The following is a 14,175-nucleotide window of genomic DNA, read 5'->3' as shown; positions in this document are numbered from 1 at the left end:
TATTTATGCGAGAGTGCTGCAATCGAGCATGGAGTCCATGCTTGTTGTGGTAAAGCCCATGCACGGCAATGACTAGGATAAGCACAGCTTATGTATGACGCCCTTGGTGATTTGTCGCTGGATTTGCTTCGCGCTTTTGAATCCGCCGCCCGTCAGCGAAGTTTCACCGCGGCCGCCGTGGAGCTTGGCACCACGCAACCGGCCATCAGCCAGCAGATCAAGCGGTTGGAAGAACAACTCGGCACACGGCTGTTCGACCGTATCTATCGCGGTATTGAACTTACGGAAGCCGGGGCCATTCTTTTCGAGCAGGTTCAGCTCGGTTTGCAGAATATCGACGCAGGATTGAGCGCGATAACCGCACAACAGCAACACGAGGTTTTGCAGGTCGCCACCGACTTCGCTTTTGCCGCGTATTGGTTGATGCCGCGATTACACCGCTTTCATGCCGCCAATCCTCAAGTGGATGTGAGCCTAGTCACCAGCGAGCGCAACCACAACATGCTGCGCACCGATATCGACGTGGCGGTGCTGTTCGGCGACGGGCGCTTCAAACAGGGCGAAAGCCATTGGTTGTTCAGCGAAGAAGTGTTTCCGGTGTGCAGCCCGCTGTTGTTGAAGGATCGTCCCCTGCCCTTGCCCGCTCAATCATTGCTGGAATTTCCGCTGCTGCATTTGCGCGGAGAAAACAGCAGTAACTGGTTCGATTGGAGCGGCGTGTTTCGCGAGCTGGGCATCACTTCAGCGCCTGCGCCGGGGCAATTGCGTTTCGATAATTACACGCTGTTGATTCAGGCCGCGATTGGCGGCCAAGGCGTGGCGATCGGCTGGCGTCACCTTGTGGATAACTTGCTGGCACAAGGTTTGTTGTGCCGGCCGATTGCAGACACGGTGATTTCCAGGCTCGGCTATTACGTGGTGTTGCCTCAACGCAAACGGCGGGGGGCGTTGATCCAACAATTTGTCGATTGGTTGATGGCGGAGCAAGCCAGCAGTGCGCAATCGCTTACCGGCCTGGCGTTGCCGTCTATCGCTGTTTAGCGTCCACCGCGACGAAATTGACGTGCTCGCGAACGTGCAGGTTCAGCTGAAGCTCATCGGCAATGCCGACGGCGACGCGGTTCAACCGTTCAAGCGGTTCGGCCAGGCCCGGTTCCAGGCTGCTGCTGACGTGGCTGAAATGTTCGATGGTCAGTCCGGGCACCCCACGCGGCGCGTTCACCAGCGTCCAGTGCAATGCACTGCTTTGCAGTGCTTCGCGGATCTCTTCGGCGGCATGGCGTTGCAGGCGATCTTCAGTCTCAAGATCGTCCAGTACTTCGAAATCTCCCACCAGAAACAGCCGGGAAATACTCGCAGCCTGCATACCGTCGATCAGCGCATCCACGGCCAGCACTTGCTCGACTGGGCCCGGGACGATGGTCTTTTCCACACTGTCGCTGTTGAACGGCAGCCCTGGCGCGTCGAGCAAACAGATAACCGCTGAACTGCCTGCAACGCTTTGCTTCACCCGTTCAGCCTCAAACAGGTCACCGGTCTTGGTGCGCAAACCCGGGCGAGGCGCGAGCGCCGTCAGGTCGTCCAGAATCGCGATGACTTCATGCTGGCGTCGCAGCATTTCAGCCATCAGCGCACTGCCCAGGCTACTCATGGCACCATAGAGCACCACTTTCACTACGGGGGTTTCGGCATTTTTCATGGCTGATTCCTTGTTTTCTACGTATATGGCGTGTGACCTGTGGGGAACGGTGAGGGTTCGAAAGGGTTTCAGAGGGATTGAGATGCAGCAGATCAAGGGTTATCACGCCCATGTCTATTTTGACGCCGACAGCATCGAGCGGGCGCGGGATGTCTGTGAGCGAGCGGCGCAACTGTTCCCGTTGAAGATGGGGCGCGTGCATGAGCGCCCCGTCGGTCCGCACCCGGACTGGAGCTGCCAGCTGGCGTTTGGCCCGGAATTGCTCGGCGACGTGCTGCCCTGGCTGGCGCTCAATCGCCAGGGGTTGGTGGTGTTCCTGCACCCTGACACGGGTGACGACTTGCTGGACCATACCGAGCACGCGATCTGGATGGGCGCGGTCCGTCCGCTGGACCTGTCCGTTTTTTGATCAGAGGCTTTCTTGCGCTTCGCCGGGCAAGTGTTCGTCCAGGTGCAGCCAGGGCAATTGGCTGTCCGTCCAGATGTGCCGCTCGGCCGGTGCTTGCTCCGGGTGGTCGAAGGTGGCGATGGTCACGTCGATAGTTTCCGGGCTGAGGCGTGATACCAGTGCCAGTTGCGCCCCACACGTTGGGCAGAAATAGCGTACGCAGCTGGTCGAGGACGCGTACTGCGCCGGCGTCCCTTTCATCCATTGGAACGCCGATGCGGGCACGGTGATCCAGGTGGTCACGATCCCGCCGCTGACCCGCCGGCAAATTGAACAATGGCAGTGGGCGATGTCGTGCAGCGGCCCGTTGAATTGATAGCGCAGATGTCCGCAGTGACAGCCGCCCGAATGAATGTCATCCATTTTTCTCCTCCTGTCCCGTATTCCGGGACATAAGCCCTGTCCGACGACCGGTTGCGCATCCGGTCAATGCTTTCGTCGGCGAAAGCTGGCTGAAAGCTTCCCCGATTAGGATCGCCCCCACTGCCGGCAACAGACCGGTTGGCCAACGCGCGTGTTTGATTGCTCGCACGGTCCATTTAACAACAACAATGGTGATCCTGATGTCCTTTGCTACCCGCCGCTTCGCTGTCACTCCGTCCATACGCCTCGCGCTTCCCGTTCTGCGCTGACCCCACCCGGTTCGCCCATTCCCTAGCCGCGCTATGCCTGGAGTACTCCTATGCTGACTTTCCTTGGCTTTGCCATGGTCATCACGTTCATGTTCCTGATCATGACCAAGCGCCTGTCCGCGCTGATCGCCCTGATCATCATCCCGATCGTTTTCGCGCTGTTCGGTGGTTTTGCGCCGAAGATCGGCCCGATGATGCTCGAAGGCATCACCAAACTCGCGCCGACCGGCGTGATGCTGATGTTCGCCATTCTGTATTTCGCCCTGATGATCGACTCCGGCCTGTTCGACCCGGCTGTGCGCAAGATCCTCAAACTGGTCAAGGGCGACCCGTTGAAAGTTTCGGTCGGCACCGCCGTACTGGCGCTCGTCGTCTCCCTCGATGGTGACGGCGCGACCACTTACATGATCTGCGTGGCCGCCATGCTGCCGCTCTATAGCCGCATCGGCATGAGCCCGCGAATCATGGCCGGTCTGATCATCCTCGCCGGTGGAGTGATGAATATGACCCCATGGGGCGGCCCGACGGCCCGTGCGGCCAGTGCGCTGCATGTGGACCCTTCCGCGATCTTTGTACCGATGATTCCGGCAATGGCCGCCGGCGTGGTGGCCATCCTCCTGATCGCCTACTTCTATGGCAAACGTGAACGTGCGCGTCTGGGTGAATTGCACCTGGTGGGCGAAGAAGTCGACCACAGTGAAATCAGCGTTTCGCAGTTCCCGGATGCCCGTCGTCCAAAGCTGATCTGGTTCAACGGTGCCCTGACGTTCGCATTGATGTGCACCCTGATTGCCGGCCTGTTGCCGCTGCCCGTGCTGTTCATGGTGGCGTTCAGTATCGCGATGATCGTCAACTATCCATGCCTGCAGCAGCAGAAAGACCGCGTCGCGGCCCATGCCGGTAGCGTGCTGGCGGTAGTCGGCTTGATCTTCGCTGCCGGTATCTTCACCGGTATCCTGTCAGGCACTGGCATGGTCGACGCCATGTCGAAAAGCCTGCTGGCGGTTATCCCGGATTTCCTCGGCCCGTACCTGGCCGTGATCACCGCGCTGGTGAGCATGCCGTTTACGTTTTTCATGTCGAACGACGCATTTTATTACGGTGTGTTACCAGTACTTGCCGAAGCAGCCAGTCACTACGGTATAACCGCGGTTGAAATGGCACGTGCCTCGATTGTTGGTCAGCCCGTCCACTTGTTGAGCCCGCTGGTACCGTCGACCTATCTGTTGGTGGCCCTGGCCGGTATCGATTTTGGTGACCATCAGCGCTTCACCCTGAAATGGGCGGTGCTGGTCTGCATGTGCATACTGGTTGCAGCATTGCTGATGGGGATCTTTCCGCTGTTCAGCACTCTATAAGCCCAAGACTCACCGTATCGGGTCCAGGCTTTGCGGTTTGAAGCCCGGGCCCTTTATGGTTTAACACTCGCTCAAAGGAATACACATGGAATGGCTGACCAACCCTGAAATCTGGGTTGCCTTCTTTACCCTGACCGCCCTGGAAATCGTCCTGGGTATCGATAACATCATCATGATTTCGATCCTGGTCAGCCGCATGCCCAAACACATGCAACAGCGCACGCGGATTTTCGGCCTGGCGCTGGCCATGGTCACGCGGATCCTGTTGCTGCTGTCGATCACCTGGGTCATGCGCCTGACCGCCGACCTGTTCGAAGTGTTTGGCCAAGGTATTTCCGGGCGTGACCTGATCCTGTTCTTCGGTGGCCTGTTCCTGTTGTGGAAGAGCTCGCAAGAGATGTACCACGCGCTCGAAGGCGAAGACGAAAGCAATGAGGAGCCGGGCGGCAAGGGCGGCAACTTCTTCTACACCATCATTCAGATCGCGATCATCGACATCGTGTTCTCGCTGGACTCGGTGATCACCGCGGTCGGCATGGTCTCCTACGTTCCGGTCATGGTCGCGGCGATCATCGTTGCCGTGCTGGTGATGATGTGGGCGTCCGGCACCATCAGCGCGTTCATCGACAAACACCCGTCGTTGAAGATGCTGGCGCTGTCGTTCCTGTTGATCGTCGGTACGGTGCTGATTGCCGAGTCGTTCGACGTGCACGTGCCAAAAGGCTACGTCTACTTCGCCATGGCGTTCTCGCTGGCGGTGGAAGCGATCAACATCAAGATGCGCACCGCGATGGCGAAGAAAAAGCAGCAGGAGCCGGTGAAACTGCGCAAGGACATTCCGGGGCAATAATCCGAACCCGTGCACTGGCTGGTGTCAGTCAGTGCACAAAACCTGTGGGAGCGAGCTTGCTCGCGATAGGGCCATTACATTCAACATTGATGTTGACTGAGAGGCCGCTATCGCGAGCAAGCTCGCTCCCACATTTTTTTTGCGCTGGGATTGCCCTGGCGGATTCAGTTTATCCAGCACTCGATTGCGAATTCTTCACGACGATTGTTCAACGGTTGACTCACCGAGCTATGGTGGTTAGCGTCCCTCGCTCGCTTCAAACGACAATGACAAGGAATGCATATGTCAGGAAAACCGGCTGCACGTCTCACCGACCCCACCACCTGCCCCCTCCCCGGCCACGGCACCAACCCGATTGCCAGCGGTTCTCCCGATGTCTTTTTCAACGGTCTTGCGGCCGCTCGGGTCAGCGACAAATGCACCTGCGGCCAGACTTTGAACGGCGGATTTTCTTCGACGGTGTTCATCAACGGCCTGAACGCCATGACCCTCGACAGCACCACGAGCCATGGTGGCGTAGTGATCGGCGGTTCCGGCAACGTTATCATTGGCAGCTCTCACACCCCCGCGCCCTTCATTCCGCCCCTGCCGATCATTGGCCAACCCCTGGTCGAATTCAAAGCCGTCAGTGCTGGCAATGGCGAACCGATTGCCCAACAAGACTACGAAATCGAAACCGCCGAAGGCCGCATCGTCAAAGGCCAGACCAACGCTGAGGGCATGACCCAAAGCGTCGTCACGCTACAACCCGACCTCGCCGTCGTTCGCTGGACCGTCTGATCCTCAAGGAAGAATGAAATGACTGGACAGTGCATGGCCCCAGACGATCTGGACATGAAGAAACTATGGGACAGCACCTGCGAACTCCCCGTCTGCAAGCGCGAAACCACCAAGGGTGGCCCCAACCCGAAAACCCGTGTCGAAGTGCCATTGCTGACCTGTAACTGTCTGTGGCGCAGGTTTCAGAAAGAAGCCGAAGAATGGGTCGCACCGGGCGGCGTGTTGATTGCCGACCCGCAAGCTCGCAACCGCAAGATCAACGCGGCCTACGCGCAGTTGTGGTTGGCGGATAACCGGTTTCAGTGGGCGGGGTTGGCGGCGTTTGCTTCGAAGCAGGTGGGGTGTGGGTTGATTCATGCCACTAAATTGCAAACGGCTATTGCGGCGCAGAAGGCTGCGCAGGAGAAGTTGCGGACAGGTAAATCGGAAACCATTTTTGAAGGTTTCGGGTTCAAGCTCAGTAAGACTGATCCTGAAATCGAGAAAGAATTAGCGAACGCCAAAGCGGCCAATCCTCTTCCCACTGAGGATATTACCTTCGGCGACAACTCCCGTTCCGCTGTTCAGCAGCAGTTGGACTACGTGTATGAAATGCTGGCCCTTGGTAACACCTCGCTATTTCTGGATGTTTATCCGTTGCATCGGTTTTTTATGGTGCGGGGCTATAAGGAAATGGAGAAGTGCTTGAAGAGCCGTCGTGGCATTGTGAAAGACGTGATGTGGCCGATTGCAGGGAAGGTGGAGTTTGGTGCGGACAGCCCGGAGATCTACGCAACGTTCAAAGCCATCGACGAAGGAAAGATCAAGGATAGCGTCGAGCGGATGGCGACTCATGAACAAGTAAATATCCTTCAACCAGCAATGTACGACGAAAATCACTTCGCGATGCTCATGCGGGGCACTCATGGAGGCGATGTCATTTCAGTCGTAACAGGTTTGTTGCCTGGGGCAGCTGAGGAAATCCAGCTTACCCTAGCTAGTCAATGCAAAGCGCCTGACAACAGGAAGGTTGCTTTCGGTAGTAATCCGCTTGCCAACCTCGCCGACAAGAACCAAAGGATGGAGTTTGTCCTGCGTGCCGCCACTCAGTTTGACATGTTGCTTAATGAGCCAGCCTCTCGAGCAAAGTTAAAACAGTCCATTGCTGACATTGCACGCGGCGGGGGCATCAAGTGATGCGGAAGCGAAATATCTACTTATTTTCTACCGCTGTTGCGTTGGTGACGGTAACTGCAGCTTTTTATTTCAGCCGTGGTCCGGAACAAATTTCCTTCCACATTGGTAAAAGTTACGACGATGTGGTGCGCGATTCGACATTTCCTGTAAAGAACGAAACCGCTGTCTATCCCAGCGACCCACCCCATCCAAGCTCGACCTGGATCAGCAAGCCAGTAATTATCACGTTTGATGATAATCAACATGGATTCACATTGCCTGCGACAAAGTTTGGTGCGATTGGGTGGTCCGAATTCAAAGCGATAACCCTATCCACTTCTCCGATGCTGGAAACTTTGCCTTTTGGGCAAGCTGTAGAGCTTTTTCAAAACCTGCAAAATATGTTTAGACAGGCCGGTTGGAGTCCGGAGGCGGTGGAAGGCAACGATTGGCTGAGAACAGAAAGCGCAGAAGACAAACAGCGACTTCAGGCCAAACTTTTTGATCAACCGGATGGCCTCATTCTGTTAATTCCGCACAAGTACAGCTTGATCCTTCACATTAAATGCTATGCCCGCTGCGACGAAAGAAACCCCGAGACAGCCAGGTATCTGATCGATGTGGGGCTAGGAGAAGATCACTTCAGCGATTGAACACTCTTTCAATGTTAAGACTGCTGCGCAGCCACGCGGGAGCATGTTCTCTCATCACAGGCCTGGCATTGAAGCACCTATGCATATGATGGCTGAAACCTCCGGCCCCTTCTTCACATCAGCATCAACCTGTTTTCATGACAGTTTTGTTTCAATCGCTTCTTTAGCTGTGCGATGCTGGCGCGCAGACCGTTAGCCAACTACAGCTTAAGTACAGAACGTAGAACGTCGCGCGGCACCGTCAACTTGCCCCTCTGGGGCGCTACCACCACAGGGGGCCCTTATGCTCACCCTGCTCAATTTGTTATCCGCCGTGGCCTTGTTGATCTGGGGCACGCACATCGTCCGAACCGGCATCTTGCGGGTCTACGGCTCCAATCTGCGCCATGTCATCGGCCAGAACATGTCCAAACGCTGGCTGGCATTCATCTCCGGGATCGTCGTGACCGCGATGGTCCAGAGCAGTAACGCCACCGCCATGCTCGTCACTTCCTTTGTCGGCCAAGGCCTGATGGCGCTGACGCCGGCCCTGGCGACCATGCTCGGCGCCGACGTCGGCACGGCACTGATGGCGCGGGTGCTGACGTTCGACTTGTCGTGGCTGTCGCCGTTGCTGATCTTCCTCGGGGTGATTTTCTTTCTGTCACGCAAACAGACGCGGCTGGGGCAGATGGGCCGCGTTGGTATTGGCCTGGGCCTGATCATTCTGGCGCTGCAATTGATTGTCGAATCTGCCGCGCCCATCACCCATGCGCAGGGCGTGAAGGTGATTTTCGCCTCGCTGACTGGCGACATTCTGCTCGATGCCCTGGTCGGCGCGATGTTCGCGATGATTTCCTACTCCAGCCTGGCCGCCGTCCTGCTGACGGCAACGCTGGCCGGCGCTGGGGTGATCAGTCTGCCAGTAGCCATTGGCCTGGTGATTGGCGCCAATATCGGCAGCGGGATCCTGGCGTTCCTCAGCACCAGCATGCAAAACGCCGCCGGCCGTCAGGTGGCGCTGGGCAGCCTGTTGTACAAGCTGATCGGCCTGCTGCTGATTATTCCGGTACTCGATCCGCTGGTGCACTGGATCGACAGCCTGGATTTCAGCCCTCAGGAAATGGTCATTGGCTTCCACCTGCTCTACAACACCGCGCGATGCCTGATCCTGTTGCCCAGCGTCGGCCCGATGGCCAGGCTTTGTGCGTGGCTGCTGCCGGAGCGCCCGGAACTCAACGGCACGGCCAAACCGCGGCACCTTGATCTCACGGCCCTGGTCACGCCGAGCCTGGCACTGGCCAACGCCGCCCGGGAAACCCTGCGCATTGGCGATCTGATCGACAACATGCTTGAAGCCATGCTCGACGTGCTGCGCGGTAAACAGAGCGCTATCACCCAGGAAATGCGACGGCTGACCGATGATGTCGAAGCGCTCTACAGTGCGATCAAGCTCTATCTGGCGCAGATGCCTCGTGAGGACCTCAGCGATCAAGACAGTCGGCGCTGGGCAGAAATCATCGAACTGGCGATCAACCTCAAACTTGCCAGCGATCTGATCGAGCGCATGTTGCGCAAGGTCCAGCAGCAGAAAACCTCGCAGCGCCGGTCTTTTTCCGAGGTCGGCCTGGAAGAGCTTGCGGGATTGCACACTCAGCTAATCTCTAACCTGCGCTTGGGGTTGTCGGTGTTCCTCAGTGCCGACAAGGAAAGTGCCCGCCAGTTACTGCGTGAGAAACGTCGCTTTCGCGCACAGGAACGCCGCCTGGCCCATGCGCATGTCAGCCGGTTGCAACGTAAGATCGTACAAAGTATCGAGACCAGTTCGTTACACCTGGAACTGATTTCCGACATGAAGCGCTTGAATTCGTTGTTCTGCAGCAGCGCTTATGTGGTGCTGGAAACGTCTGACACTGGCGCGCTCGTCGTCGACGATTTGGCTGACATTACGCATTCGCCTTGAACGTCTGGCAGTGTGGTCAGTCAGTTACAGTGGTTCAGCCTCAAGGCCGTCTTCGTGGGCAACCCGCGATAGCGGCCTGAAGGACGACACGGATCTCCGATTGGTTGCCTGGAAGCCTTTTATGCGTTGTCTGTTGTTCGCCTTTCTTTTGCTGGGTTCATTGCCGTCGTTTGCCCTGGATCGCTTTCAGGTCGAAGGCTATACGCTGCCCAACGGCCTGCAATTGCTGCTCAAGCCCGGCACCGAGCGCGGGCATGTGGCTATACGTCTGGTGGTCGGCGTTGGCCTGGATGATTTCAGCTGCGCCGACAAGGAGCTGCCGCATCTGCTTGAGCATTTGCTGTTCAGCGGCATCGATGCCACCGGCGAAGGCGGTCTGGAAGAACGCATGCAGGCATTGGGCGGTGAGTGGAACGCTTTCACCAGCAACGCCGACACCACGTTCACCATCGAAGCCCCGGCGAAAAATCAGCGCAAGGTCCTAGACCTGCTGCTGGCGCTCCTGACTCAGACCCGAATCGATGACAACGCCATCAACGCGGCCAAACTGGTGGTCGAACGCGAAGACGGCGGCCATTACTCGCACCTGCAACGTTGGCTGGATCGTCAGGACCTGGGCCACACGGCGAGTAATCAACTGGCGGTGGAACTGGGCCTCAAATGCCCGGAGCGGGCCCAAGTCGATCACCTGACCCGTGAACAGTTGGAGAAAGTGCGCAAGGCCTGGTATGCGCCCAACAACATGACGCTGATCGTCGTTGGCGAACTCGACCGCCTGTTGCCAGCCTATCTGGAGCGCTCGTATGGCGAACTTGCGGCTGTCGACCCGACCGATCACTTGGCCCTGCCGCAAATCCAGGCCAGTGCTGCCCACGAGCGAACGCTGAACAATGGATTCGTCGGGGGGGGCGCCAAGCTGCACTGGCTGGTTCCGGAGCCGGTGCTGGAGGACCTGCATGACGAAACCTTCGATTTGCTCAAGGAGTATCTGGACTGGGCGCTCTATCGCAAATTGCGCCTGGGCCACAGTTTGTCCTATGGCCCTTCCGCTGAGCGCGAGCTGTTTGGCGGGGTGGGTTTCATGAGCCTGAACGCAGACCTGGAACGCGACGACGTGCCTGAAGCCAAACAAGTGCTGGAAGACTTGAAGGCCGGAATGCTCAGGGACGGCCTGAACGCCAACACGTTCAATCGGCTTAAACAGGCCGCGATTGCCCGCCAGGCCTGGGCCGTTCAAGGAAACAGCGCACTGGCCGATTACTATTGGAGTGCGCTGGGAGACTACGAGGACGGACGTTTCGCTGACCCGGCCAAGGAGCTGCAAGGCGTGACGCTGGAAGAAGCGAACAAAGCGATGCGTGAGTTGCTGATGCAGCCGGGCTACTTGCGGATCGAGAAGCCACTGATGAGCTATGACCAGTTGATGTGGGCGATTGCCGGCGTGTTTGGCCTTATCGTGTTGATGGTGCTGGGCTGGCGCATGCACCGAAGGGCTCCACCAACCGAATAACCGCTGCCTTCGGCGGTGGCGACAAGGGGGCGGGTCTGGATTGCGAACCTCGCCACACCGCCCCGCGGGCGGTAGTCTGTCGAGGATTTTTCCCACGACTATTGTGAATCGCCGAATGCCGACTCTGACCCTATTCGTACAGCGCATCCTGGAATTGATGAAGCGCTATCCAGGCGTCATTGCGCTCGGCGGTTTTATCTCCGGGGTCGGCAGTTTCATTCTGGTGGATCGCCAACAGAGCCTGGCGACGTGGATCACCATCATCATGGTGCTCAGCTGGATCTGGCTGATGTTGGAAAACAGCCTGACCCAGCTCTTCACCAGAATCTTCAAACGCGAAATCCCCCAGCCTTTGCTGCGCTACGCGACGCAGATGATCCACCAGGAAAGTCTGTTCTTCGTCCTGCCATTCTTTTTCATCACCACCACCTGGAACAGCGGTCAGTTGTTTTTTACCGGGATGCTGGGGATTGCGGCGCTGATTTCCATCATCGACCCGCTCTACTACAAATGGCTGGCGCCCCGACGCTGGGCGTTCCTGGCGCTGCACACCCTGACGCTGTTTGCTGCGCTGCTCACCGCCCTGCCCGTCATCATGCACCTGACCACCTCCCAGAGTTTCAAACTGGCGCTGGGTATCTCCGTCGTGCTGTCGTTCCCGAGCCTGGCGTCGATTTTCCCGATACGGACCGTGCGCAACGCGTTGGCGATTCTGAGCATTACCGTGGGCATCGGTGGCGTTGGCTGGGTGCTGCGTTCGTGGGTGCCGCCGGCGACGCTGTGGATGACCGACGTGGCGATCAGCACGCAGCTGCAAGACCGCACGCCAGGCAAGAGCCTTGATGAGGTCAGCGCCGAGCAGACCCGCGGAGATGGCCTGTACGCCTACACCGCGATCAACGCTCCACGCGGTCTGGATGAACGGATTTATCACGTGTGGATGTTCAACGGCAAAGAGGTCGACCGCATCGCCCTGGACATCCACGGCGGGCGAAAGGAAGGCTATCGGGCCTGGACCCACAAGCAGAACTTCCCTGGCAACCCGGCGGGTAAATGGCAGGTTCGGGTGCTGACCGAAGACGGCCAGTTGATCGGGGTGCTGCGCTTCGAGATCACGGACAGCACACCGATCAAAGAAAACTAATCCGGTTCGTGCTATTACGTAGACCTGCGTATCAGCCGAACAAGCACGGAGCTTATGACCAGTAGCACAGTGGCCGGCAATGCCCGACTAGACGCCTCTCACACCCCTGCTCAACTGCGGGTTACGGGTGACTGGACGCTCGCCCATTACGCCGATCTCAAGCAACTGAGCGAAAAGCTCCGTGGCCAGTACGACGACAGCACGCACATCGACCTCAACGGCCTCGGCGCCCTCGACACTGCCGGGGCATCGCTGCTGGTGGAATTACTCGGCTCCGAGCGCCTGGGCCGGTCCGCCGAGCATCCCGATTGCACGCTTTCCTCTGCCGACCGTGCCTTGTTGCAGACGGTTTATTGCTCGCTCACCGATTTCTGCGTGCCGCTCAAGGAACCGGAAATCAGCGTCGGCATTCAACTGCTGACACGCATTGGTCGCGCCGTCGATGCGGTCTGGCAGGACACCCTGCAACTGCTGGGTTTCGTCGGCCTGATTCTTGAAACCATCGCGCGCAATCTGTTTCGCCCCGCGCGCTGGCGTATCACGCCGATGGTCGCGCACATCGAACAGACCGGCCTCGACGCCGCGCCCATCGTTGCCCTGTTGACCTTTCTGGTCGGCGCCGTGGTGGCGTTTCTTGGGGCTACGGTGTTGGCCAGTTTCGGCGCCAGCATTTTCACCGTGGACCTCGTGGCCTTCTCCTTCCTGCGCGAATTCGGTGTATTGCTGACCGCGATCCTGATGGCCGGGCGCACCGCCAGTGCGTTCACTGCGCAGATCGGCTCGATGAAAGCCAATGAAGAAATCGACGCCATCCGCACGCTGGGTCTCGACCCAGTGGAGTTGCTGGTGGTGCCGCGCGTATTGGCCTTGCTGTTTTCGCTACCGATGCTGACTTTTCTGGCGATGCTCTCAGGCATTGTCGGTGGCGGTGTGGTGTGCGCCGTGTCGCTGGATATCTCGCCGGCGATGTTCCTTTCGCTGCTGCAATCGGACATTGGCGTTCAGCACTTTCTGGTGGGGATCGTCAAAGCGCCGATCTTCGCCTTCCTGATTGCCTCGATTGGTTGTCTTGAAGGCTTCAAAGTCAGCGGCAGTGCTGAATCTGTCGGTGCGCACACCACGTCGAGCGTGGTGCAGTCGATTTTCGTGGTGATCGTGCTCGACGCCGTGGCCGCATTGTTTTTCATGGAGATGGGCTGGTGAGTCGACAACCGCGCGCGCCTTCCGAGGCGGTGATCGAAGTCCGTGGCCTGTGCAATCGCTTTGGCAGCCAGAGCGTGCACGAAAACCTTGACCTCGATTTGTACAAGGGTGAAATCCTCGCCGTGGTCGGCGGTTCCGGCAGCGGCAAATCGGTGTTGCTGCGCAGTATCGTCGGCTTGCGTCAGCCCAGTGAGGGGGTGGTGAAAGTCTTTGGCAAGAACCTGCCAACCCTGTCCGAACACGAGCGCTCACTGGTCGAACGGCGTTTCGGCGTATTGTTCCAGAAAGGCGCCCTGTTCTCTTCGCTGACCGTGACCGAAAACGTCGCCCTGCCCTTGATCGAACACGCCGGTCTGAGCCGTGAAGACGCCGAGCATTTGGCGGCGGTCAAGCTCGCATTGGCCGGTCTGCCGCTGTCGGCGGCCGACAAGTACCCTGCTTCGCTGTCCGGCGGCATGATCAAGCGTGCGGCGCTGGCCCGGGCGCTGGCGCTGGACCCGGACATCCTGTTTCTCGACGAGCCTACCGCCGGCCTCGACCCGATTGGCGCTGCGGCGTTCGATCAATTGATCCTGACCCTGCGTGATGCCTTGGGATTGAGCGTGTTTCTGGTCACCCACGACCTCGACACGCTCTACACCATCACCGACCGTGTGGCGGTGCTGGCGCAGAAAAAAGTGCTGGTGGCGGACGCCATCGACAAGGTGTCGGAAACCGACGACGCGTGGATTCACGAATACTTCCATGGCCCTCGCGGCCGCGCGGCGCTGACGGCCGCTCAACAGTTGAAAGAGGTCTGAC

Annotated in this window: 14 protein-coding genes; 12 read left to right on the top strand and 2 right to left on the bottom strand. The window is 58.3% G+C overall.

Annotated elements, in window-relative coordinates:
- The first annotated feature begins 90 nt into the window (after positions 1-90).
- Positions 91-1,041 (top strand): choline sulfate utilization transcriptional regulator, encoded by a 951-nt coding sequence (locus tag QRN31_RS08625; protein WP_285431454.1) that lies wholly within the window; start codon positions 91-93, stop codon positions 1,039-1,041.
- Here the strand turns inward: QRN31_RS08625 and QRN31_RS08620 are convergent.
- Positions 1,028-1,699 (bottom strand): NAD(P)-dependent oxidoreductase, encoded by a 672-nt coding sequence (locus QRN31_RS08620; protein ID WP_285431453.1) that lies wholly within the window; start codon positions 1,697-1,699, stop codon positions 1,028-1,030. The genes QRN31_RS08625 and QRN31_RS08620 overlap by 14 nt on opposite strands.
- A gap of 82 nt (positions 1,700-1,781) precedes the next feature.
- On the opposite strand from QRN31_RS08620, the gene QRN31_RS08615 reads away from it, so the two are divergent.
- Entirely contained in the window at positions 1,782-2,108 is a 327-nt protein-coding gene (locus QRN31_RS08615; RefSeq protein WP_285431452.1) for a DOPA 4,5-dioxygenase family protein, read from the top strand.
- On the opposite strand, the gene QRN31_RS08610 is transcribed toward QRN31_RS08615, so the two are convergent.
- Positions 2,109-2,510 (bottom strand): GFA family protein, encoded by a 402-nt coding sequence (locus tag QRN31_RS08610; RefSeq protein WP_285431450.1) that lies wholly within the window; start codon positions 2,508-2,510, stop codon positions 2,109-2,111.
- Between the two features lie 319 nt (positions 2,511-2,829).
- Between QRN31_RS08610 and QRN31_RS08605 the strand changes: the two genes are divergently transcribed.
- From QRN31_RS08605 to QRN31_RS08560, 10 genes are all read left to right on the top strand, one after another.
- The gene (locus QRN31_RS08605) at positions 2,830-4,137 is read left to right on the top strand and encodes a CitMHS family transporter (RefSeq protein WP_285431449.1); all 1,308 of its coding nucleotides are present in this window, start codon (positions 2,830-2,832) and stop codon (positions 4,135-4,137) included.
- A gap of 85 nt (positions 4,138-4,222) precedes the next feature.
- The gene (locus QRN31_RS08600) at positions 4,223-4,987 is read left to right on the top strand and encodes a TerC family protein (protein ID WP_222589173.1); all 765 of its coding nucleotides are present in this window, start codon (positions 4,223-4,225) and stop codon (positions 4,985-4,987) included.
- 282 nt (positions 4,988-5,269) lie between these two features.
- Positions 5,270-5,767 carry a PAAR domain-containing protein gene (locus tag QRN31_RS08595; RefSeq protein ID WP_285431447.1) on the top strand — a complete coding sequence of 166 codons (498 nt, stop codon included), beginning with the start codon at positions 5,270-5,272 and terminating at the stop codon, positions 5,765-5,767.
- An 18-nt stretch (positions 5,768-5,785) separates the two neighbouring features.
- Complete coding sequence (locus QRN31_RS08590) at positions 5,786-6,943, top strand: DUF2515 family protein (protein ID WP_285431445.1); 1,158 nt, start codon at positions 5,786-5,788, stop codon at positions 6,941-6,943.
- Entirely contained in the window at positions 6,943-7,575 is a 633-nt protein-coding gene (locus QRN31_RS08585) for a hypothetical protein (RefSeq protein WP_285431443.1), read from the top strand. Before QRN31_RS08590 ends, QRN31_RS08585 begins: the two co-directional genes overlap by 1 nt.
- 283 nt (positions 7,576-7,858) lie before the next feature.
- On the top strand, positions 7,859-9,517 hold the full coding sequence (locus tag QRN31_RS08580) for a Na/Pi cotransporter family protein (protein WP_285431442.1): 1,659 nt from the start codon (positions 7,859-7,861) through the stop codon (positions 9,515-9,517).
- Between the two features lie 121 nt (positions 9,518-9,638).
- Positions 9,639-11,027, top strand: a complete 1,389-nt coding sequence (locus QRN31_RS08575; protein ID WP_285431441.1) for a M16 family metallopeptidase — start codon at positions 9,639-9,641, stop codon at positions 11,025-11,027.
- A gap of 115 nt (positions 11,028-11,142) precedes the next feature.
- Positions 11,143-12,171: a DUF5924 family protein gene (locus QRN31_RS08570; RefSeq protein ID WP_285431440.1), complete on the top strand. Its 1,029-nt coding sequence runs from the start codon at positions 11,143-11,145 to the stop codon at positions 12,169-12,171.
- A gap of 54 nt (positions 12,172-12,225) precedes the next feature.
- Positions 12,226-13,374, top strand: coding sequence for an ABC transporter permease (locus tag QRN31_RS08565; RefSeq protein WP_285431438.1), 1,149 nt, complete (start codon positions 12,226-12,228; stop codon positions 13,372-13,374).
- Entirely contained in the window at positions 13,371-14,174 is an 804-nt protein-coding gene (locus QRN31_RS08560; protein WP_222589178.1) for an ABC transporter ATP-binding protein, read from the top strand. Before QRN31_RS08565 ends, QRN31_RS08560 begins: the two co-directional genes overlap by 4 nt.
- Position 14,175: the final 1 nt, after the last annotated feature.

This window comes from Pseudomonas sp. fls2-241-R2A-110, assembly GCF_030209165.1.
In the GTDB taxonomy this organism is placed as follows: domain Bacteria; phylum Pseudomonadota; class Gammaproteobacteria; order Pseudomonadales; family Pseudomonadaceae; genus Aquipseudomonas.
This window is presented reverse-complemented; position numbering and strand designations above follow the sequence as displayed.

Coding starts and splice junctions, on each gene's coding strand:
- QRN31_RS08625 (WP_285431454.1), top strand. CDS start 91: ATGTATGACGCCCTTGGTGATTTGTCGCTGGATTTGCTTCGCGCTTTT.
- QRN31_RS08605 (WP_285431449.1), top strand. CDS start 2,830: ATGCTGACTTTCCTTGGCTTTGCCATGGTCATCACGTTCATGTTCCTG.
- QRN31_RS08595 (WP_285431447.1), top strand. CDS start 5,270: ATGTCAGGAAAACCGGCTGCACGTCTCACCGACCCCACCACCTGCCCC.
- QRN31_RS08620 (WP_285431453.1), bottom strand. CDS start 1,699: ATGAAAAATGCCGAAACCCCCGTAGTGAAAGTGGTGCTCTATGGTGCC.
- QRN31_RS08570 (WP_285431440.1), top strand. CDS start 11,143: ATGCCGACTCTGACCCTATTCGTACAGCGCATCCTGGAATTGATGAAG.
- QRN31_RS08565 (WP_285431438.1), top strand. CDS start 12,226: ATGACCAGTAGCACAGTGGCCGGCAATGCCCGACTAGACGCCTCTCAC.
- QRN31_RS08580 (WP_285431442.1), top strand. CDS start 7,859: ATGCTCACCCTGCTCAATTTGTTATCCGCCGTGGCCTTGTTGATCTGG.
- QRN31_RS08585 (WP_285431443.1), top strand. CDS start 6,943: ATGCGGAAGCGAAATATCTACTTATTTTCTACCGCTGTTGCGTTGGTG.
- QRN31_RS08615 (WP_285431452.1), top strand. CDS start 1,782: ATGCAGCAGATCAAGGGTTATCACGCCCATGTCTATTTTGACGCCGAC.
- QRN31_RS08575 (WP_285431441.1), top strand. CDS start 9,639: ATGCGTTGTCTGTTGTTCGCCTTTCTTTTGCTGGGTTCATTGCCGTCG.
- QRN31_RS08590 (WP_285431445.1), top strand. CDS start 5,786: ATGACTGGACAGTGCATGGCCCCAGACGATCTGGACATGAAGAAACTA.
- QRN31_RS08600 (WP_222589173.1), top strand. CDS start 4,223: ATGGAATGGCTGACCAACCCTGAAATCTGGGTTGCCTTCTTTACCCTG.
- QRN31_RS08610 (WP_285431450.1), bottom strand. CDS start 2,510: ATGGATGACATTCATTCGGGCGGCTGTCACTGCGGACATCTGCGCTAT.